This is a genomic window from Shewanella corallii, assembly GCF_023349125.1.
GTDB lineage: Bacteria > Pseudomonadota > Gammaproteobacteria > Enterobacterales > Shewanellaceae > Shewanella > Shewanella corallii.
Window position 1 is genome coordinate 643,478 of sequence record NZ_JAKIKT010000001.1, and the last position, 20,383, is coordinate 663,860.

Here is a 20,383-nt window from a genome sequence, read left to right on the forward strand (position 1 = left end):
ATATAAGAACAAGGTGAAGCAAGTGGACGATAATCCTCTTGGCAGCCTCCGCCTGATAAAGCAAAAGGAATGATTAGATGAAACGGACAGTTTCCCGCCGGGATTTTTTGGCTATGTCAGCCAGGGGAATTGGCGCCGCAGTGGTGTCTTATGGATTGTTGGGGTGCAGTAGCTCTGAGGACGAAGCGACTGTACAGGCAAGTTTTATGCACGGCGTAGCCAGTGGTGATCCGCTGCATGACGCCGTGATTCTCTGGACCCGTGCAACCCCTGAATCTGCCGGGGCGGTATTGGTCAGTTGGGAAGTGGCGCTGGACAGCAAGTTTAACGATGTGGTTAACGCAGGAAGCATGCGTACCAATGCCGACAAGGATTACACAGTCAAGGTTGATGCCAGAGGCCTGGAAGCGGGCAAAACCTACTATTACCGCTTTAAGACAGGTGACAACACCTCTTCTGTTGGAACGACTAAAACCCTGCCCGAGGGGGCCGTCAGCCAGGTGAAGTTTGCAGTGATGTCCTGTGCCAACTTCCCCGCCGGCTATTTTCATGTTTATGACATGGCTTCCAATGAGTCAGATCTTGATGCTGTGTTGCACCTGGGTGATTACCTGTATGAATACGCCAGAGGTGAGTACGCCAGTGAAGATGCCGCCGAACTGGGCCGTGAAGTCCTGCCAGAGGGTGAACTTTTTGCCTTGAATGACTATCGAACCCGTTATGCCCAGTATCGTGGCGATGCATCTTTGCAAAAGCTGCATGCTGCCGTGCCTTTTATTACCGTGTGGGATGACCACGAGGTTGCCAATGACACCTGGAAGAATGGTGCCGAGAATCACAACGATGGCGAAGGCGATTTTGACCAGCGTAAGGTGGACGCCTTGCAGGCTTATTTCGAATGGCTGCCAATTCGCCCTTATCGTGAAGATGACAATGAAGAGATCTTCCGCAGCTTCAATTACGGTGATCTGGTTGATCTGCACATGCTGGATACCCGAATCATTGGTCGTGATGAACAGTTGACCTTCGATACTTACATAGATCCCACCACAGGTGCTTTTGATGGTGAAAAGTTCGAGCAGGATCTTGGCTTAACAGATCGCACCATGCTAGGTCAGTTGCAGATGATCTGGCTCCAGGGGCAGTTGCTGAGTGCAAATGGTAAGTGGCAGGTGCTTGGGCAACAGGTGCTCATGGGTAAAATGTTCCTGCCTGCGGCTATTGCCACCCAGCAGTTGACGGTTGCTCAGTATGCTGAGCTGGGTGCCTTGGCCCAATTGGCGGCCAGAGCTCAGGCTGGCGATCCGACTCTGACCCCGGAAGAGCTGGCTTATCTGCAGGCCAATCAACATAAGCTGACGCCGGAAGTGCTGGCATTGCTGCAGTTGCCATCTATTCCTTACAATCTGGATGCCTGGGATGGTTATGCCTATGAGCGTGAAGTGATTCTGGGGACCGCAAAATCCCGTAATCAGAATCTGGTCGTACTGGCTGGTGACACTCATAATGCCTGGGCCAATGATTTGCGGGATATTAATGGCGATGTGGTGGGGGTGGAGTTTGCCACGGCGTCTGTCTCCTCTCCTGGTCTGGAGCTATATCTGGGGTTGACGCCTGAGCAGGTGGTACCCACAGAGGCCGCGATTACCGGTTTGGTCAGCGATCTTAAGTACACCAACCTGGCGGACCGAGGCTATATGACGGTGACCTTTACCCCTGAGAAGGTAAGCAGTGAGTGGCGCTATGTCAGCTCTATTAAGTCTGCTGAATACACAGAGAAGACAGAACGCAGAATGAGCGCCAGCAGCGCTGCCGGTAACCCTGGCGTTGAGCTGGGGTAACTCTTGGCGGTAAAGCTGATTGCCTGATTTAAGGCGGTCAGGCGTATGGGTAACGAGGCGCTCCAATAGTCACTGGAGCGCCTTTTCTGATCTTTGCCCTGAGCAAGGCCGTAACTCAGGTATCTGGTTTATGGAAAACACCCTATGTATCTGAACAAAGAAGCGATTCAAGCGCTCCCTCAACGCCGCCGTGCACTGTTTATTAATAGCCTGTCCGGATTCAAAAGTGCCAATCTGGTGGGCTCCGTCAGCAAAGCCGGACAAACCAATCTGGCTATCGTCAGCAGCGCGTTTCATCTGGGGGCTGATCCTGCGCTGATGGGGATGATATTCAGGCCACATTCGGTGTCACGGGATTCACTGGAAAACATTCTCGATACCGGCTTTTATACCCTTAACGGTGTTGGTGAAGAGTTCTTCCGTTTGGCCCACCAAACTTCGGCGCGCTACCCCAGCGATGTTTCTGAATTTGAAGCCGTGGGCCTGACAGGCTATTTCAATCAATCTCACCCAGCGCCCTATGTAGCTGAAAGCCCGCTGCAAATTGGCCTCAAGTATGTTGAACACCAAACTCTGGAGGTTAATGGCACAGTCATGCTGGTAGGGGAAGTGGTCGAGGTCAGCGCCAGAGTGGATACTCTCAGTGAAGATGGTTATCTGGATGTCGAAGCGCTGGGGTTGGTGGCCGTCTCATCGCTGGACAGTTACCACACAACGTCCAGGCTGGGGCGCCTGGCTTATGCCAAGCCTGGATTACCTGTGCGCGACTTGATATGTGAACCCGACCAGTCTGGGTCATTGCGGCATGTTGCTGCCGGGCAGACTGATACAAAAAAGAGCGCAGATGGCGATGCTCTGGTTGAAGTGAAAATCGTATGACCGCCCCCTTTCACGCTTTTGCTGCACGGCGTCAACGCCGTCCCCGCAAACGGGACGAGGCATCCGTCAATCTTGCTTATCTCAGGCGGGTGTTTGAAGAGCTGGCGCGCCAGCCGGGCAAAATTGCCCAGGTTAGGGCGAATCTGGATGAGTATCGCCAGCAGCCGTTTCTGCCCAGGGGGGTTATCCGGGCAATCGAGCGCTGCGAGTGGGTGCTGGATTTGGGAGAGGATATTGAGCTGTTGCAGCGAGCCGTATTTGAAGATTCGGATACCGGCCGACGCCTGCGCCGGTATCCTCTGCTGTTCAAAGGCATCTGCGAGGCGAAAGATAAGCCGTGAACGCCTTAATTTATCTGTTGGCTGCGACCTTCACTGCAAGCTTGCCAGCTCTGAACGCAGCGCTTTAAGCGGTGCGACCGCAAAACCTTCATCGTAGAAAAAACGGATTTTCCCTTTGCTGTCCAGCAACAGGACTCTGGCGTTATTGGGATTCATGTTGCCGGTCAGCGCCTGCACCTTATCGCCATCCTCGAAGACAGTAATCACGCCACCCCACAGGGCTTTGGGAATACCGGCGCGCATGCCATTGTTAATTTGAGTTTCGAACATACGGGGCACCATACCTGCTATGGTGGGCACTTCGAACACATCAGCCTTGGTTTGGGTCATGTCCAGACCAATCAGCCAGCGGTCGATATCAAACTGAGCATCCTGCACATAACCCAGCAGCACTATTACAGGTCGACCCTGAAAATGTTCCGGCAGCATAACCTGCTCTTTGGTCAGTGTGGTGCCGGGCACGGTTGGAAAAGCTTGTCCGATGGGATCCTGATTGGGGTAATTGCTGGAGCATGCCCCAAGGCTGATGCTAATTATGATAGCCATCAGTAAGTTAGCGAGAGATTTCATTTTACACTCCTTGTTTTGCTTCCTCTGATACGTGCAATCACGCATGCCGGGATCAATGGTCGCGACTTAAACTTACTTTCCATTGTGTATGTTAGCCCTACCTTTATTCGCCTTTCACATAGCGTGAAAAACAAGGATAATGCGAGGCAATTCGCATTATCCGCAGACGCTGGCACTTACTCACCTTGGCCCCAGGGGTGTTGATGTGGTTTGCTGGCGTTACACTTCGGAACTCTCTTTCGGAACAAACCCATGGAAATCAAAGTTAATTTTCTCGATAACCTGAGACTGGAAGCCAAGTTCGACGACTTCACTGTCGTTGCCGATCAGCCAATCCGCTACAAGGGCGATGGCAGTGCGCCAAGTCCTTTCGATTATTTCCTGGCGTCTTCAGCCCTGTGCGCGGCTTACTTCGTTAAGGTTTACTGTGTTTCCCGGGAGATCCCGACCGAAGGTATCCGCCTTTCTCAAAACAATATTGTGGACCCTGAGAACCGTTATAACCAGATTTTTCAAATCCATGTCGAGCTGCCGGACAGCATCTCTGACAAAGACCGTCAGGGCATTCTGCGCTCCATCGATCGCTGCACAGTGAAGAAGGTGGTACAGACAGGCCCTGAGTTCAAAATTGAGACAGTGGAAAGTCTGGATGAAGACGCTCAGGCCATGCTGATGGTGAAACCAGCTGATGGCGATAGTACCTTTATTCTGGGTAAAGATTTGCCGCTGGAGCAGACCATCGCCAATATGACAGCGCTGCTGGAAGATTTGGGCATGAAGATTGAGATCTCATCCTGGCGTAACCTGGTGCCGAATGTGTGGTCACTGCACATTCGTGATGCCGCATCACCTATGTGCTTTACCAATGGTAAAGGCTCTACCAAAGAGAGCGCACTGTGTTCGGCGCTGGGCGAGTTTATTGAGCGTCTGAACTGCAACTTCTTCTACAACGATCAGTTCTTCGGTGAAGAGATTGCCAATGCCGAATTCGTGCATTACCCGCACGAGAAGTGGTTCAAGCCGGGCCCTGATGATGAACTGCCTGAAGGCATCCTGGATGAGTACACGCTGGAGATTTACAACCCGGACGGTGAACTGGCAGGCTCCAACCTGATTGATACCAACTCAGGCAATGTTGAGCGCGGTATTTGTGCCATCCCCTATAAGCGCCACAGCGATGGCGAGACGGTTTACATCCCGTCTAACCTGATTGAAAACCTGTTCCTGTCCAACGGCATGAGTGCAGGTAACAACCTGGATGAAGCCAAGGTGCAGTGTCTGTCTGAAATCTTCGAGCGCGCAGTTAAACGCCAGATTATCGAAGAAGAGATTGCCCTGCCGGAGGTTCCCAAAGAAGTGCTGGCCAAGTATCCATCCATTATGGCGGGTATCGAAGCACTGGAAGCTCAGGGCTTCCCTCTGGTGATTAAAGACGCCTCTCTGGGCGGCCAGTTCCCAGTGATGTGCGTAACCCTGATGAACCCACGTACCGGCGGTGTGTTTGCCTCTTTCGGCGCCCACCCAAGCTTTGAAGTGGCGCTGGAGCGAAGCCTGACAGAACTGCTGCAGGGCCGCAGCTTTGAAGGCCTGAACGATGTACAAAAGCCAACCTTTAACAGCATGGCAGTACAGGAGCCTGAGAACTTTGTTGAGCACTTTATCGACTCAACCGGCGTGATCTCCTGGCGCTTCTTCAGCGAAAAAGCAGACTATGACTTTGTTGAGTGGGATTTCTCCGGCAGCAACGAACAAGAGTCCGCAGCCCTGTTCGGTATTCTGGAGGAGCTGGGACTGGAAGCTTATGTAGCTGAGTTTACCGCCATTGGTAACGCCTGCCGTATTCTGGTGCCTGGCTACTCAGAGGTATATCCGGTGACCGATCTGGTGTGGGACAACACCAACAAGGCGCTCGACTACCGCGAAGATATTCTGAACCTGCACCGTTTGTCTGACAGCCAACTGGCCGATCTGATTGAGCGTCTGGAAGAGAGCGAGCTGGATAACTACACAGATATCAAGACCCTGATCGGTATCGAGTTTGATGAGAATACCGAGTGGGGACAGCTGACTATTCTGGAGCTAAAGCTGCTGGGTTATCTGGCGCTGGGCGAGCTTGAAGCGGCTATTGAGCTGGTGGAAACCTTCCTGCAGTACAACGACAATACGGTAGACCGTAATCTCTTCTATCAGGCAATGCAGGCTGTGCTGGAAATTGCACTGGATGATGAGCTGGAGCTGGAAGACTTCAACTACAACCTGACCCGCATGTTCGGTAAAGAGCGCATGGACCAGGTGATTGGCTCAATCAATGGCTCAGTGCGCTTTGCCGGTCTGACGCCTACCAGCATGAAGTTGGAAGGACTGGATCGCCACCTGCGTTTGATCGACAGCTATAAGAAGTTGCATCAGGCCCGCGCCCGTCTGGCAGATAAATACTGAGTTGACTGTTTGAACTAAAAACGCCGGCAATTGCCGGCGTTTTTGATAAGGCTAGCCTTTTATCTGGCCATTGCCTGTCACCACAAACTTCTCTGCGGTCAGGGCCTCAAGGCCCATGGGGCCGTAGGCGTGTAACTTGGTGGTGGCGATACCGATCTCTGCTCCCAGTCCCAGCTCGGCACCATCTGAGAAGCGGGAAGAGGCATTCCACATCACCACAGAAGCATCAACCAGACGCTGGAAGCGCGCAGCGGTTTCTTCATTGGTGGTGCAGATCACTTCGGTATGGTGGCTGCCAAAGCGGTCAATATGGGCCAGCGCGGCATCTAAGTTATCAACCTGGCGAATGGCGATCTCCAGATCCAGATACTCCTGACCAAACTCCTCTTCTTTCAGCACCTTGCCCACCTGAATATGCTGAGCAGCTTGCTCGCAGCCATTGATAAAGACAGACTTCTCTTTAAGGGCTTCTGCAGCCAGTGGCAGGAAGTCAGCGGCAATATCTTGGTGAACCAGGCAGCCCTCAAGGGCATTGCACACGCCGGTTCTCTGGGTTTTGCCATTGACCAGCAGGGACAGTGCCTGGTTGATATCCGCATCCCGGTCTATATAGAGATGACACACACCTTTGAAGTGCTGAATAACCGGAACCTTGCTGTTTTCAGTCACATAGCGGATAAGTCCTTCACCGCCTCTGGGGATAATCACGTCAATCAGTCCCTGCTGTTCCATCAACTCCTGCATCAGTGCACGATCAGGATTGGGGACCACGCTGATCAGTGCCGCGGGCAGATTAAACTGCTCCAGCACATGCTGCAGAATAGCTGAGATGGCGAGGCTGGAGGCAAGAGCCTCTTTACCCCCACGCAGGATAACGGCATTACCCGATTTAAAACACAGTGCTCCGGCGTCAGCTGTGACATTGGGGCGAGCCTCATAGATCATGCAAACCACGCCCAGCGGAATACGCATCTTCTCGACTTTAAGACCATTGGGGCGCTCTGCCTGCAAACGTGTCTTGCCTACCGGGTCTTCCAGGCTGGCCAAAGTGCGCAGACCCTGTGCCATATCGGCAATACGTGCCGGAGTCAGGGTCAGTCTGTCGACCATAGCGGCATTTAATCCCAGCTCATCGGCCTGTGAAAGGTCCTGACGGTTGGCTTCAATAATTTGTTGCTGCTGGGCTTCCAGCGCATTGGCCATCGCCTGCAATACTTGATTTTTGGTGTCGGTCGATACACCGGCAAGCACTTTGGCGGCTTGGCTGGCTTTCAGGGCAATCTCTTTGATTAAACTCATTTGTTCTCCATAACAACGACTTCCGGCTCGATAATGTCGTTAACTTTTTCATTGGCCGGCATGTTGTGAGTAGCAAAATATTCCAGCAGACAACTGCTGTAGCGGCTGTGGGCACGGGCAATCTCATTGCCATCACTGTCATACAGACTGATGGGGTCTCCCTTTTGAAAGCTGCCATCAACCTGGGCAATCACCTCCGAGGTCAGTCCCTCTGTGTTGCCTTCACTCAGGGCTTTGGTGTCCCACTCCTCTTCAAAAACAACCTTGCCAAAGGTTCTGACCGTATGGGCCATCCAGTGATCCCCTGAGGTCATGGGATTACTTCGGCCAACAAAGCAGGTGCCCGGGTTCTCACCTTTAAGCAGAGCATCAAAACTGGCGTTATTACGGCCATCGAGTACATAAGTATCTATGCCGTGAGCTGTGGCCTTCTCAGCGGCTTCCACCTTGGTGAACATGCCGCCAGTACCTACATCGGACCCAGAGCCACCCGCCATAGCAAATACCTCAGGGGTAATTTTGTTGACCACTGGAACCAGGGTCGCATCGGCAACCTCTTTAGGGTTGGCGGTATACAAGCCCTCAATATCGGTACAGAGGATCAGAGCATCAGCATCCGCAGCGGCGGCAACCATAGCCGCCAGGTTGTCGTTGTCACCAACCTTAAGACGTTTGGTAGTGACGGCATCATTCTCATTCACTATGGGGAGCAACTGGTTATCCAACAGAGCAAACAGGGTTTCGCGGATACTCTGGTGGCGCTCCTTATCTCTTAGATCTGCATGGGTAATGAGCAATTGAGCAGTGGCATCATCAAAGAATCTTGACCAGGTCGCCATCATCTCCATCTGTCCGGCTGCTGCTCTGGCTTTACGTACTGCAACTGAGTCACTGCCGGGTTTATCAACCAGGTAGGCTCCTGCGGCCACTGAGCCGGAGGAGACAAGTACAACATCTATCTGTTGTTGCCGGCATTGAAGAATGAACTGAGCGATGCTGAGAAGGTAACGGCTGCTGCAGCCGTGGCGATTGGGGGATATAAGGGCGCTGCCAACTTTAACGACAACTCTTTTCCATTGGTTAACAGATTTCATCATCCAGAAGAGCATGATGACCTTGGTCAGTCATGGCACTTCAATTACACTCCATTTAATTTGAGTTGAAAGTAAATTCGATGTTGCGGTGGCTAAGTATAACGGCTTAAATGATATTTTCCAGCGGCGTTCGGATGATTTGTATGGGTAATAAAGGTTAGATGTGGAATTATTTTCAGCTTGAAGTCGCTGAAACTTTGACTTAAGAGGGTGGCAAATATTGCGAGCAAAAGAAGCTGAACTCGAGTAAAATGCGCTCCCAATATCTGCCCGGTCAGCTCAAGACCTTGCCCTCAGACTTTGGGACTGTCCGGCGGATCTTTGGATAACATAAAGAGAATCGCACCATGACAGAAAAACGTTTTATTACCGCTCAGGAACTCCTCGAAGACTCCTTCCGCCTGGCTGCCCAGGTGTATGAAAGTGGTTTCCGCCCACAGTTTATTGTGGGTATCTGGCGTGGTGGTGCCCCAATCGGTATTGCAGTTCAGGAATACTTCGACTTCAAAAAAGTAGAAACCGACCATATTGCTGTGCGTACCTCTTCCTACTATGGCATCGGCACTGATAAGCAGAGCAAAGAGATCAAGGTTCATGGTCTGCACTACATCATTGAAAATGCTAATGCCTCAGACGGCTTGTTGATTGTAGATGATGTATTCGACTCTGGCCGCAGTGTGCACGCTCTGATGGAAGTGCTGAAAGAGCAGATGCGTCTGAATCTGCCTCAGGATATCCGTATCGCTTGTCCTTACTATAAGCCTGCCAATACTCAGGTACCGCTGAAGCCGGATTATTACATTCATAATTCTGATGAGTGGCTGGTATTCCCACACGAAGTGGCCGGTCTGACCGAGCAAGAGCTGGATGAAGGTAAGAGTGATTTGGCGAACATTCGCCATTTATTCAAATAACTTCACTGGCAAGAAAGCTCTGGCAGCGTTCTGCTGGGGTAAGTGAAAAACAAAGGCTGCACTTCAATTGGAAGGCAGCCTTTTTTAATTCCAGGCTTTAAAGCGTCTTGCCACGAAGCACCAACTTCGTTGGCTTCACGAAGAACACGAAGACAATACAAGAAAGAGGGCTGGCTTTCTTTCGTGAGCTTCGTTGCTCTTGGTGGTTGATTGCTTCTCCAACCCTGAGAGAGTTACTGCTCTTTTGGTAATGCCTTATCAGACAGATGCTGAGTCAGCTCATCCAGCCAGGGCTCAAAGTTGACCCACTGGTCCACTCCCTGTTTGTAGATGGGCTGACGAACCTGCTCCGAGCTGGCGGTGCGAACTGAGCGCTTGGTGCGGTGGAACTCAACACAGCTTTCCTCAAAAGGTAGCTCCAGATAGTCGAGAATGCGGCGAACCTGAGTCTCCAGATCATCGACTACATCTTCATACTGCACATGCAGGATCTCTCCGGGGAACACACTGTGCCAATGGTCCATCAATTCCACATAGCCTGAGTAGTAACGGCCAACCTGCTCAAGGCCATAGGTAAACTCCTGACCCTCGGCAAACAGCTGCTTAAAGTTACTGAAGCAGCAGGCCATGGCGGCGCGTCTGGCATCGATAATTTTAGCCTTGGGCAGTATCAGCTTTATCAGGCCGATATGGCGGAAGTTGTTGGGCATTTTATCGATAAAGAAGGGCGCACTGCCTCTATGCACCCGGGTGTTGTCCAGAAACTCCTGGCCCAGCTGCTTTAGCTCACTGTCACTCAGGTCCGTCAAATTCTCTGGATATCTTGGTGCTTCATCCAGGCGGCGACGACCATTAAGGCGATGGGCCATTGCCAGAATATCCGGCAGCTCCAGTGTGCCATCCACTTTGGAGTGGGATGCGATAATCTGCTCAATCAGGGTCGAACCGGCTCTGGGCATGCCGAGAATGAAAATGGGGTCCGGAGCGGGATTGCCCCTGCCACCTTTATCGGCGATAAGCTCAGGGGTGATCCACTGTTTTTGCAAGCCAAAGTCGCGCTCAATACGCTCAGACTCGTATCTGAGCTCCTGACGTTTCAGTTCATTGCCCTGATGGTAGTAACCAAAGGCTTCTTCAAACTGTTTCCTGTCCTCCAGTCCTTTACCCAGCGCGAAGCAGAGGTGGTACTTGTCCTGCAGTCGGGTTGAGTCTGCCTGCAGCTGCTCCTGCATCCAGCGAATCTCATCATCGCTGAATTTGTAGGTCTTAAGGTTGGCCAGACTCCAGAAGGCATCACCAAATGCCGGCTTAAGCTGGTACGCCTTTTGGTAAGAGGCGATAGCGTCATCCTGTCTGCCAACAGTTTTCAGCGCGTGGCCACGAACCAGATAGAGATCAGCGTTGTCCGGCAACTGGGCAATGACCCGGTCGTAGAGTTCCAGCGCCTGGTCATAGCGGCCGATGGCAACACACTGATTGGCATGGCAGGTGTCGAAGCTGGGGTTGTTGGGGTAGATGCTGACCAGTTTTTCAGAGGCTTTATGGGCCTGAGCAAACTTCTGGCGTCTGTGCAGTACCTGAATGTGGTCAAACAGCAGCTGGCGATTATCCGGCTCAAACTCCAGCGCGCTTTCCAGTAGAAACTCGGCATCATCCAGCACATTCAAGCGCATTCCCAACTGCGCCAACAGGCGCATGGCTTCAGTATCTTTGGGGTTGGCCTGCAGATAGTGGCGGCACAGCTGTTCCGCCTTCTGCAGCTTGCCTTCATGCAGCATGGAGTTGATGGAAACCAGAATCGGCGGCAGGGCACTGTAATGTTCCAGATGGGCAACCGCGTGGGTGACTTCGCCCTGTATTCCTGCCTGAGTGGCCAATTGAGCCAGACGCTGCCAGCTTGCTGTTAATGCAGGGTTGAGTTTTACAGCCTGACGATAGGCCTGCAGCGCCAGCTCCGGCTTATCCATAGCCAGCAATATATGCCCCTGCTCCTGAAATGCCCGGCCGAAGTCCGGTGCCAGGGATTGCAGCTGCTGGCAAAGCTCCAGCGCTCTGGAAAGCTGCTGACTGTATCTGGCACAGACGGCGTTCATATACACAAGTTCTGTGTGTTTTGGGTGCAAGGGTAACAGCTGCTGACACAGTTCGTCGGCGGCCTTGATTTGGCCTGCCTGCATCTGCTGTTTTATCTGCTTGATGCTGTCGTTCAGCTCAGCGGTTGAATGGGGTTGCTCAGGGGAGCTTGTCATTATTTTGCCCTTTTACGCTTTTGCTCGTTCCGCTTATCCGGGACCCGATATGATCGTTTATCTGTTAAGCCTGACCAGACTAAAGCTTCACAGTTAAATAATCATGGGGAGATGAAAGAAAGGCAGCCCGCAGGCTGCCTTATCACGTTTACAGCTAAACTATCAGCGACTTATGTCTGATGCTTAGTAGTAGTAGCTGAAGTTAACACCAAAGGTGCGAGGACGGTTGGTACTGATACGGCGGTTATCATCCTGGGTGTTGATAAACAGTTCAGCACGCTCATCAGTCAGGTTGTTGGCATACAGTTTCACACCCCAATTGTCCTTCTCCAGTCCTACAGAGAAGTTGACCATGGTGTAGCCATCCTGCTGCTCACGTTCTTCTGCAACAATAGAGCTCCAGGACTTACCAGCGTACTGGACGCCCAGCTGCCAGTTGGCATAGTAGTCTGCCAGATCCCAGTCATACCTCAGTCTCAGGTTACCCTGGAACTTGGGCGTCAACGGCAGCTCGCTGCCAACAGGGGCCATCTCAATGACTTGTCCCTTGAGGTTGGTCAGCTCAGTTTCGTTGTAGGATACCGCACCATAGACAGTGAGGTTGTCGGTCGCGTTCCACACCACATCGGACTCAATACCCAGAATCTCAGAGTCAGCTGCGTTTTCGATAAAGGTCAGAATCGAGACGTTTACTGGATCGAAACGGGACACCTGCATATCGTTCCATTCGATGAAGTAGATGTTACCGTTGAACTTCACGGTTTGATCTGCCAACAGGGTTTTCCAACCCATCTCATAGTTGACTACATCATCCGTTCCATAGGTCACTTCCACATCCGGGAAAGCCGCATTATTGGAAGGGATACCGCCACCACGGTTGAAACCGCCGGGACGGAAGCCTTCTGAGTAGGTGGCGTACAGCAACACATCGTCAGTGGCTTTATAGGACAGATTGAACTTAGTGATGATGTCATCAATTTTCAGCGGCTCAGTGGTGTGGCCACCTGACTTATCATAGTCACGGCCACGGTCTGTATTTTTAGAGCCCTGGAATATACCGTCGGCAAAGTTAGATGAGCCGGTAAAGTCTGACTCAATCTCATACCAGCGCAGGCCGACTGTGGCGGTCAGGTCATCGGTAATGTCCCAAGCCATTTCACCGAACAGGGCGATCTGCTCTTCAGTTCGGGTAATGTCGTTGAAGAAGGCGACGCCGGCAGGACGGGTGTTGGGATTGATGTTGTTGGCATCAGAGATAGGTGCATTGGGAGCAAAGCCCAACTCAGGGGTAGCCATATAGTAATAGTCATCCTGAGTTTCAATCTCATAGTCATCGTAAAAGATACCTGTGACATAGCGCAGGCTATCTGTGATGTCGCCAGTAATACGGAACTCATGGGTCATACGCTTATGATCCTGCTGTCCCTTAAAGCCCTTGGTTGGGTCTTTACAGTGGCGTACATCGGTAATCACATTGGGATCAATGTCATAGTTGATGATGTAGTCAGGGTTGTCATAAGTACAGGTGTAGTAAGCGATAAAGGCGCCCGAGTTGTTATAGCCGGTGTAGTCGATTGACTGCTGTACTTCACGGTCCAGGAAGGCACCGGTATAAACCAGTTCCAACGCATCCAGTCGACCTTCCAAAGTCCAGGAGGTCTGATTGAACTTGTCTTTGAGGCTGTCGGGGAAGTAACGCTGCACCTGCAGATCACCCACCTCAGGGTCGTAATCAAATACACCGTCAGCGCCAATCTCCTGCTGCATGGTTTGTACCAGCAGATCCCAGTCATCGTTGATCAGGTATTTAAGACCCAGACGACCGCCTTTGTAGAAGCTGTCGTTAAAGTTTTCCTGAACCAGAGCTGCATTATTGGCGGAGTCATACTTGGCGCCGGGCAGATTAACCGCAGACTCAGGGTTAATGCTTGGGTCCAGAGTAAAGTTGCCCTGAACATTATCGATATAGCCGCCACGGTTAACACTGTAGATGGTGCCGCGGATAGCCAGGTTATCGGTTACCGGCAGGTTGATCATCGACTCGATCACTGTGCTCATGTCACCACTTTTGGTGGTTTCCAGTGAGGAGCTGAAACCTGCCTCGAATACATCGATTTTTGGCTTGTTGGTGATATAGCGGATAGTCCCCGCCTGAGAGCTGGCACCAAACAGAGTGCCCTGAGGTCCAGGCAGCACTTCGATGCGCTCAATATCAGCTGCATAAACATCCAGGTTACGGCCGGGCGCGGTAACGGGTTGCTCATCAAGATAGAGGGCTACGTTGGGCATGGTGCCCTGAGCGCCTGAAAGCATGACGGTAATCGGCTGAATCGCCATACCACGGATGAAGATATCTGCCTGGCCTGGACCCCGGCTACCCACATTCACGTTTGGCATATAGCGGACGAAATCGTCGAAGTTACCCACGTTTTGATCTTTCAGATCTTCAGCGCTCATTGCCTGGACTGCAACGGCTGTATCCTGAATATTCTGGACACGCTTGGTAGCCGTTACTTCGATGGTCTCAATTTTGCGTTCTACATCTTTCAGGTCGTCTGCGCTGATACTGAAACTGGCAGAGGTCGCCAGCGCGCAAACAATGGCCTGATTCAGGCGGTTTTGTCTGAACATGTAAAAACCTTTTTTATTTTGTGTGTTTATGATGCCCTGAGTTGCTGTCCCAAAGGCTCTCCATAGCAAAAAAGACGTATAGTCAAAGAGTTAACTCATATCCCCTGAAGTCCTTTGAAAGGTTTCAAGACAAATAGTTAGAGCTCAATGCATTATGTTAGCACAGTGATACATTCGGTTGCAGTTTTGTTGCCTAATTGTTCTCGTAAGCTTCGGTTTTTTAGCGTCAATGACTGTGTCAGGAGAGCTTTTCTCTGTCGTGGGTAGGTGATTTATTAGATTGAGCTGAAATCAATGGGTCGCCATGTTCGCCAAAAAGAGGATGAGTTGAGATAAAAAAGCCGGCTAAGCCTGAAGAGGCTGCCGGCATGGCGTACTCACTTGGGACTATTCACTCTGAAGCAGATTGTCAGCGGCCCAAATCTCACATCAGAAGATGGGCTCTATTTTGGAGGCGGCAGTTACCGCTTTGTTGATGGCAGCGTCGATATCAATATCCCTAGCCAGTGCCACGCCCAGGCGGCGACGGCCATTAATTTCGGGCTTGCCGAACAAACGTAACTGAGTATCAGGCTGGGCCAGTGCCTCTGCCAGTCCCTGATAACGGATATTGGCGGACTCGCCTTCAGCCAATATCACTGCTGAGGCTGATGGGCCATGTTGGGCGATATTGGTAACAGGCAGTCCCAGAATAGCCCGAACATGCAGGGCAAACTCAGATAAATCCTGACTGATAAGGGTGACCATGCCGGTATCATGTGGGCGAGGCGAGACTTCTGAGAAGTACACCTCATCACCTTTAACAAACAGTTCAACACCAAACAGACCCAGGCCTCCCAATGCTTCTACCACTGACTTGCCCACCGCCTGAGCTTTTTCAAGCACAGTTTGCGACATCTGCTGAGGCTGCCAGGATTCGCGATAGTCACCATCCTCCTGTCTGTGACCAATTGGGGCACAGAAATGAATACCGTTAACCGCGCTGATGGTTAACAGGGTAATTTCATAATCAAAGGCGACAAAGCCTTCCACAATCACCCGGCCTTCTCCGGCGCGGCCACCCTGTTGAGCATAATCCCAGGCTGTGTCTATCTGAGAGACTTGCCGAATAACGCTCTGGCCCTTGCCTGAAGAACTCATTACCGGCTTAACGACGCAGGGCATCCCTATCTTATTGACTGCTTCTACGAACTCTTCATGAGTGTCGCAGAATTGATAAGGGGAGGTGGGTAAACCCAGCTCCTCGGCAGCCAGTCGGCGGATACCTTCTCTATCCATTGTCAAGGCGGTGGCTTTGGCGGTGGGCACCACCTTCAGACCTTCGGCTTCAAGCTCAACCAAAGTGGCTGTGGCAATGGCTTCAATCTCAGGGATGATCAGGTGCGGCAGCTCCTGCGCAATCAGAGCTTTAAGCGCTTCGCCATCCAGCATATTGATCACATGAGAGCGATGGGCCACCTGCATGGCGGGGGCATTGGGGTAGCGATCGACACCGATCACTTCTACGCCCAGACGCTGCAGCTCTATCGCGACTTCTTTGCCCAGCTCGCCGCAACCAAGCAACATGGCCCGGGTTGCACCCTGGGTATTTGGAGTGCCAATCATGGTGTGGGTACCTTCTTATTGTGTGAGGTGATTATTGGAATTTTGCTGAAGTGTACCCCGAAGCCACTGCCTGCTAACCCGCCGAAAGTGGGAATAACCGTGATTTGTGCAACCGATCACCGGATTGTATTTTGTTCAGAATTTACAGATTTTTAGAGCAGAAAGTCAGGCGGGAAGGATAGTAAAAAGCCCGCATTTGCGGGCCTTTGAATGGGGGGCTTACTTTGCGTTTTCCGGTTGGGGAGGAAACTGAGCCAGGATTTTGTCGACCGTTTTCTGGGCTGCGGTGGCTTTCTTTTCTCCGCCATCTTTAAAGTCGTAACTGTCGGTACCACGCCAGATCAGGCGGCGACTGGGATCATAGATACGAATATCGACCTCCTGCTCTTTGACATTCTTGCTGGTAGGCAGATCAACGGCGGTGCCAACACTGATACCTCCGCTGCGTCCCCAGGAGCCCGTTCCCAGGCCGATGGAGACATTTGACTCATCCGGCTTGTCACCGGTGGACAGGCTAAAGCCAACCAGAAAGTCAGGTGCCCTCGGATAGTCTTTAAAACCTTTGTTTTGCAGATCCCGACTGATCTGATTACTGATACGTTCGGCGCTGATGGGGTCATCACTTGCAGGGGCCGGCAGCATGGTGAAGTTCTCCAGCCTGCTGAAATCAAAGTCTACAGCATAATCTGTTCTTGGCGGCTTTCCGGCGCAGGCAGATAACAGGGTTGCGCTGAGCAATATAGCGAAAAGTTGGCGGCACTTCATAGACTTCTCCAATAGTCGGCATTCCAATTGATTCAAGGGTATGGCTTTCATGTAGCCTGTGACAAGTTAATTACGCCCGCTAACCTGTTTAATTTCAGTGGCAGGTGTTATACCTAGGAAGAAGCTGTTTACAGCTTTGCGACTTTTTCATCCAGGAGGCACACTCAGTTTTATGGAGCAGTTGGGCTTTTTTGAGATCCCCAGTCCCTGTTTGGGGGTGTGTAAAACCGATAACCGGGGTTACTGTCTTGGCTGCTTGCGCAGCAGGGATGAGAGATTTCACTGGCAACAGCTTACCGACGTCCAGAAGCTGGAGGTAATTCGCCTGTGTAAGCGTCGCCGCCGCAATCGCCAACTGGCCATTCTCAAGGCCCGCAAAGAGCAGATAAAACAGCAGCGTGATGAGATGAATGGTCAGCTTAACTTCGGTGATGATCCGGAGTGATACCTTCTATTTCAATGTATTAGCATCCCCCTTCCTCCCAAAGTAGGAATTATTTCCCGCCTTTTCCCAATACTTTCAGCTCGACGTTTTACCTAGCTTAAACATAAAGCCTTTTTGTGGCGGTAAAGCTCCGGAATTCAGTGGGAGGTAGGGTGAAATACCAATCAATAACCAGAGGGAAATCCTCAAAGCCCGTTTTGTCTTTGCTGACGCTGGCAATCGCGGGCTGCATACCTGTCAGCGCTATTGCCGATGATCAGAAACCTGAAGTGATTACTGTATTGGGACATGCCGATGAGCGTGATGGCCAGTGGTACCCAGGCAGCCATCAACACACCAATATGGCTGACATTGAGCGCAGTCTGGATACCAATTTGGGGCAGTTGCTGAAATCCAGTTTCGTCAGTGTCAGCGTCAATGACGTACAGAACAACCCGTTTCAGATGGACTTGCAGTACCGTGGTTTTACTCTGTCTCCTCTGCTGGGGCTGCCTCAGGGCATGTCAGTTTATGTTAATGGCGTACGCTTTAATGAGCCTTTTGGCGATACGGTTAACTGGGACCTTATTCCCCTGACTGCATTGCGTGAAGTGAGCCTCTATTCCGGATCCAATCCTGTGTTTGGTCAGAACACCCTGGGCGGCGCTCTGGTGTTGGATGTGAAAGACGGTTTTAGTTTTCAGGACAATGTGCTGGATGTCCGTGGCGGAAGCCATGGCATGTGGCAGGGTACTGTAGAGAGCGGCGGTAACTCAGGGGAACTTGGTTACTATGCTGTCGTCAGTCGATATGAAGAAGATGGCTGGCGGGATTTCTCCCCTACCGAAGTGACTCAGTTTCTAACGAATCTGACCTGGAAGGGAGACGAAGGTAATCGCTGGGATTTGCTGGCTGCAGCCAGTCGCAGCGATCTGATCGGTAACGGTGCCGTGCCCTTTGATTTGATGGCGTTGGAAGGTCGCTCAGCGGTATATACCCATCCTGATCAAACTGAGAATGATCATTGGTTTGCCTCCCTTGCCGGGGATATTCAGCTGGCGTCTAACCTGTCATTGGATCTGAACCTGTACTACCGGGACTCAGAGACCAACACACTTAATGGTGATGACAGTGATTTTGAGGAGTGTGAAGTCGATGGTGAAGAGACTCTGTGCGATGAAGATGATGAGCCGGTAGAGTTTGTTGACCGCTATGGCAAGGAGTTGGATGTCGACCTGGATGAGATGGGACTGGAAGCGGATGATCTGGATGGTTTGAACAATACCTCTCAAACCAAACAGAAGTCCGGTGGTGTGTCGGCCCAGTTGGTACTCGACCTGGAACGTGGCAGCTTCCCCAGTCAGTGGGTATTTGGTGCCGGGGCAAGCTGGGCTGATATCGACTTTCGCTCAAATACAGAGTTTGCTGAGTTGATGAATGAGGAAGTTGGCTCGCCGAGGTCCACATCCGGGGTAGGTCTGTACGATGAGGATTCCATCGTGCGTCTGGACAGCAATCGAACTCAATATTATGGCTTTATTGCCGGTAGCCTGGCGTTGCGGGATAACCTGCAGCTGACGACAGCGGCAAGGTACGACTTTACCAATATTGAGATGATAGATTTGGCGCCGGGGGAAGATGGCACCACATTGGATGGTGATCATGATTTTAACCATCTGAGTCCCTCTGTTGGGCTGACCTGGCAGTTTATGGAGCAAACCTCATTGAATGCGTCCTGGGCGCAATCCAGCCGAGCCCCAACACCGGTAGAGTTGAGTTGTGCCGATCCTGATGCACCTTGCAAACTGCCCAATGGCTTCGTTTCAGACCCACCACTTGAACAAGTGGTCACAGATACCTGGGAGCTGGGTATTGACCATCAGACCGGGACTCTGCAGGCAGGGCTGACCTTGTTTTACGCCATGAACCGGGATGACATCATTTTTCAACAGGCTGGAGGACTGCCGTCAGAGGGATACTTCGATAATGTTGGCGATACCCTCAGGCAGGGCGTTGAGACTTATCTGAGCAAGCAATGGCAGGATTGGCATCTGAGTGTGTCATACAGCTATCTGGATGCGACTTTCCAATCCCCCTATATCTCATTCAGCCCCAACAATCCTTTAGGAGGGAACCGTCAGGTTGAAAAGGGAGATCGTATTCCGGGATTGCCTGAGCACAGTGCCAAAGCCAGTCTTGAATGGTATTGGGAGGATCTGCTGCTGGGTACAGACCTGCTGTATCAGAGTGGTCAGTATTATCGTGGGGATGAAGCCAATGAGAATGAGCAACTGGATGGCTTTACCCTGGTGGATCTGAGAGCCAGTTACAGGATTAACGAGTGGGTCGCTGTTTATGCCAGAGTCGATAATCTGTTTGATACTGATTACGAGACCTTTGGGGCCTATGGAGAGTCTGATGAGGTGCTGGAGGGAGTCTATCCGGGCTTTGATGATGCCCGTTTTGTAGGACCGGGGGCACCAAGAACCTTTGCCGCAGGTGTTAAGGTGAGCTTCTAATCAGGACGGACTGTCCTCTCTTACAGGATCGCTGATAAAAAGCCGGGGCACTGATGTCCTGGCTTTTATATAGCTTTTGAATTGATAACATAACTCATTGATATCTTATATTAATATGATAAGACTCTTTTTAGGTTGACTTTTTATTGAGCAAAATGAAGTCTTTTTTATTATTTAATACTAAATTAAGAATTGCCTGAATATAAGTTGACCTTTATCAGTAAGTAACTAATATTAATGTATTCTTTGCAGTTTCATTGAAAATACATCTTTGAGACTGAATTGCAGATCTGCAACCGAACGATGTAAGTCATTAATACAGCAAGGACTGTTTTCATTGTTACTTTTCGGTACTTTTAAACTGTGACACTTATCTAAAATAAACTTATGGTCAGCTTTAGTGTGACGGCAGTTTTTAGCTATATATTCAATTTGTTGCAGGCGAGAACTAATGGCTTCTGGATATTGTCTGAGTGCATTTCTAACACTATCCCAGGAACATCCGGGTTGCAGTTGTTTTTCATCCAGGCCAATGGCTGTGCCGACCAACAGGTAGCAACGATCCACCAGTTCAAGGTAGTTGCTGGGGAGATCGTCCAGCGCTATCGGGGTTTCGCGGGATTTGATCAGCTCGAAGCTGTCGTCAATGTCGGCCACCCGTGATAATACCTGATAGGAGTATGCCTCATTGCGGTACTTTGGTGACTGAGTGATATCCTGTTGCCCGGGGTTTTCCAGTTTTAATTTTATATATTCAAAGCTTAAAATTTTAAGACTGAACAAACTCTTGTCTTTAATATGCAGCATAAAACC

At 51.1% G+C, this 20,383-nt stretch carries 15 protein-coding genes; 7 read left to right on the forward strand and 8 right to left on the reverse strand.

From position 1 onward, the window contains the following. Positions 1–77: 77 nt before the first annotated feature. The 3 genes from L2725_RS02825 (at position 78) to L2725_RS02835 (ending at position 3,061) form a co-directional block, all read left to right on the forward strand. Positions 78–1,841 carry an alkaline phosphatase D family protein gene (locus tag L2725_RS02825; RefSeq protein ID WP_249247545.1) on the forward strand — a complete coding sequence of 588 codons (1,764 nt, stop codon included), beginning with the start codon at positions 78–80 and terminating at the stop codon, positions 1,839–1,841. 144 nt (positions 1,842–1,985) lie between these two features. Beyond that, a complete protein-coding gene (locus L2725_RS02830; RefSeq protein ID WP_249247546.1) occupies positions 1,986–2,720 on the forward strand; it encodes a flavin reductase family protein in 735 nt (244 codons plus the stop codon). Next, the gene (locus L2725_RS02835; RefSeq protein ID WP_249247547.1) at positions 2,717–3,061 is read left to right on the forward strand and encodes a hypothetical protein; all 345 of its coding nucleotides are present in this window, start codon (positions 2,717–2,719) and stop codon (positions 3,059–3,061) included. The genes L2725_RS02830 and L2725_RS02835 overlap by 4 nt, the downstream gene beginning before the upstream one ends. A 30-nt stretch (positions 3,062–3,091) precedes the next feature. Here L2725_RS02835 and L2725_RS02840 read toward each other — a convergent pair whose 3' ends face one another. Further along, on the reverse strand, positions 3,092–3,631 hold the full coding sequence (locus L2725_RS02840; protein WP_249247548.1) for a hypothetical protein: 540 nt from the start codon (positions 3,629–3,631) through the stop codon (positions 3,092–3,094). A gap of 252 nt (positions 3,632–3,883) precedes the next feature. On the opposite strand from L2725_RS02840, the gene L2725_RS02845 reads away from it, so the two are divergent. Then, positions 3,884–6,070 (forward strand): OsmC domain/YcaO domain-containing protein, encoded by a 2,187-nt coding sequence (locus L2725_RS02845; RefSeq protein ID WP_249247549.1) that lies wholly within the window; start codon positions 3,884–3,886, stop codon positions 6,068–6,070. A gap of 51 nt (positions 6,071–6,121) precedes the next feature. Here L2725_RS02845 and L2725_RS02850 read toward each other — a convergent pair whose 3' ends face one another. Beyond that, on the reverse strand, positions 6,122–7,369 hold the full coding sequence (locus tag L2725_RS02850) for a glutamate-5-semialdehyde dehydrogenase (RefSeq protein ID WP_249247550.1): 1,248 nt from the start codon (positions 7,367–7,369) through the stop codon (positions 6,122–6,124). Next, complete coding sequence (proB, locus tag L2725_RS02855; RefSeq protein WP_248934353.1) at positions 7,366–8,466, reverse strand: glutamate 5-kinase; 1,101 nt, start codon at positions 8,464–8,466, stop codon at positions 7,366–7,368. The genes L2725_RS02850 and proB overlap by 4 nt, the downstream gene beginning before the upstream one ends. A gap of 344 nt (positions 8,467–8,810) precedes the next feature. On the opposite strand from proB, the gene L2725_RS02860 reads away from it, so the two are divergent. After that, positions 8,811–9,377, forward strand: coding sequence for a phosphoribosyltransferase (locus tag L2725_RS02860; protein ID WP_115135444.1), 567 nt, complete (start codon positions 8,811–8,813; stop codon positions 9,375–9,377). Between the two features lie 233 nt (positions 9,378–9,610). Here L2725_RS02860 and L2725_RS02865 read toward each other — a convergent pair whose 3' ends face one another. The 4 genes from L2725_RS02865 to L2725_RS02880 form a co-directional block, all read right to left on the reverse strand. Further along, entirely contained in the window at positions 9,611–11,626 is a 2,016-nt protein-coding gene (locus L2725_RS02865) for a tetratricopeptide repeat-containing sulfotransferase family protein (protein ID WP_249247551.1), read from the reverse strand. 183 nt (positions 11,627–11,809) lie between these two features. Continuing rightward, a complete protein-coding gene (locus tag L2725_RS02870; protein WP_249247552.1) occupies positions 11,810–14,257 on the reverse strand; it encodes a TonB-dependent receptor in 2,448 nt (815 codons plus the stop codon). Between the two features lie 429 nt (positions 14,258–14,686). Further along, positions 14,687–15,862, reverse strand: coding sequence for a formate-dependent phosphoribosylglycinamide formyltransferase (gene purT, locus L2725_RS02875; RefSeq protein ID WP_249247553.1), 1,176 nt, complete (start codon positions 15,860–15,862; stop codon positions 14,687–14,689). Positions 15,863–16,081: 219 nt separating this feature from the next. Continuing rightward, entirely contained in the window at positions 16,082–16,627 is a 546-nt protein-coding gene (locus tag L2725_RS02880; RefSeq protein ID WP_249247554.1) for a DUF4136 domain-containing protein, read from the reverse strand. Positions 16,628–16,799: 172 nt separating this feature from the next. On the opposite strand from L2725_RS02880, the gene L2725_RS02885 reads away from it, so the two are divergent. Continuing rightward, positions 16,800–17,072: a DUF1289 domain-containing protein gene (locus L2725_RS02885; RefSeq protein ID WP_249247555.1), complete on the forward strand. Its 273-nt coding sequence runs from the start codon at positions 16,800–16,802 to the stop codon at positions 17,070–17,072. 152 nt (positions 17,073–17,224) lie between these two features. Further along, complete coding sequence (locus L2725_RS02890) at positions 17,225–19,570, forward strand: TonB-dependent receptor (protein ID WP_249247556.1); 2,346 nt, start codon at positions 17,225–17,227, stop codon at positions 19,568–19,570. Between the two features lie 234 nt (positions 19,571–19,804). On the opposite strand, the gene L2725_RS02895 is transcribed toward L2725_RS02890, so the two are convergent. Continuing rightward, positions 19,805–20,377 carry a hypothetical protein gene (locus tag L2725_RS02895; protein WP_249247557.1) on the reverse strand — a complete coding sequence of 191 codons (573 nt, stop codon included), beginning with the start codon at positions 20,375–20,377 and terminating at the stop codon, positions 19,805–19,807. Positions 20,378–20,383: the final 6 nt, after the last annotated feature.

What these genes read in the sequence shown, in the direction of transcription:
- L2725_RS02825 (WP_249247545.1), top strand. Translation starts at nt 78, where the DNA reads ATGAAACGGACAGTTTCCCGCCGGGATTTTTTGGCTATGTCAGCCAGG.
- L2725_RS02830 (WP_249247546.1), top strand. Translation starts at nt 1,986, where the DNA reads ATGTATCTGAACAAAGAAGCGATTCAAGCGCTCCCTCAACGCCGCCGT.
- L2725_RS02835 (WP_249247547.1), top strand. Translation starts at nt 2,717, where the DNA reads ATGACCGCCCCCTTTCACGCTTTTGCTGCACGGCGTCAACGCCGTCCC.
- L2725_RS02840 (WP_249247548.1), bottom strand. Translation starts at nt 3,631, where the DNA reads ATGAAATCTCTCGCTAACTTACTGATGGCTATCATAATTAGCATCAGC.
- L2725_RS02845 (WP_249247549.1), top strand. Translation starts at nt 3,884, where the DNA reads ATGGAAATCAAAGTTAATTTTCTCGATAACCTGAGACTGGAAGCCAAG.
- L2725_RS02850 (WP_249247550.1), bottom strand. Translation starts at nt 7,369, where the DNA reads ATGAGTTTAATCAAAGAGATTGCCCTGAAAGCCAGCCAAGCCGCCAAA.
- proB (WP_248934353.1), bottom strand. Translation starts at nt 8,466, where the DNA reads ATGATGAAATCTGTTAACCAATGGAAAAGAGTTGTCGTTAAAGTTGGC.
- L2725_RS02860 (WP_115135444.1), top strand. Translation starts at nt 8,811, where the DNA reads ATGACAGAAAAACGTTTTATTACCGCTCAGGAACTCCTCGAAGACTCC.
- L2725_RS02865 (WP_249247551.1), bottom strand. Translation starts at nt 11,626, where the DNA reads ATGACAAGCTCCCCTGAGCAACCCCATTCAACCGCTGAGCTGAACGAC.
- L2725_RS02870 (WP_249247552.1), bottom strand. Translation starts at nt 14,257, where the DNA reads ATGTTCAGACAAAACCGCCTGAATCAGGCCATTGTTTGCGCGCTGGCG.
- purT (WP_249247553.1), bottom strand. Translation starts at nt 15,862, where the DNA reads ATGATTGGCACTCCAAATACCCAGGGTGCAACCCGGGCCATGTTGCTT.
- L2725_RS02880 (WP_249247554.1), bottom strand. Translation starts at nt 16,627, where the DNA reads ATGAAGTGCCGCCAACTTTTCGCTATATTGCTCAGCGCAACCCTGTTA.
- L2725_RS02885 (WP_249247555.1), top strand. Translation starts at nt 16,800, where the DNA reads ATGGAGCAGTTGGGCTTTTTTGAGATCCCCAGTCCCTGTTTGGGGGTG.
- L2725_RS02895 (WP_249247557.1), bottom strand. Translation starts at nt 20,377, where the DNA reads ATGCTGCATATTAAAGACAAGAGTTTGTTCAGTCTTAAAATTTTAAGC.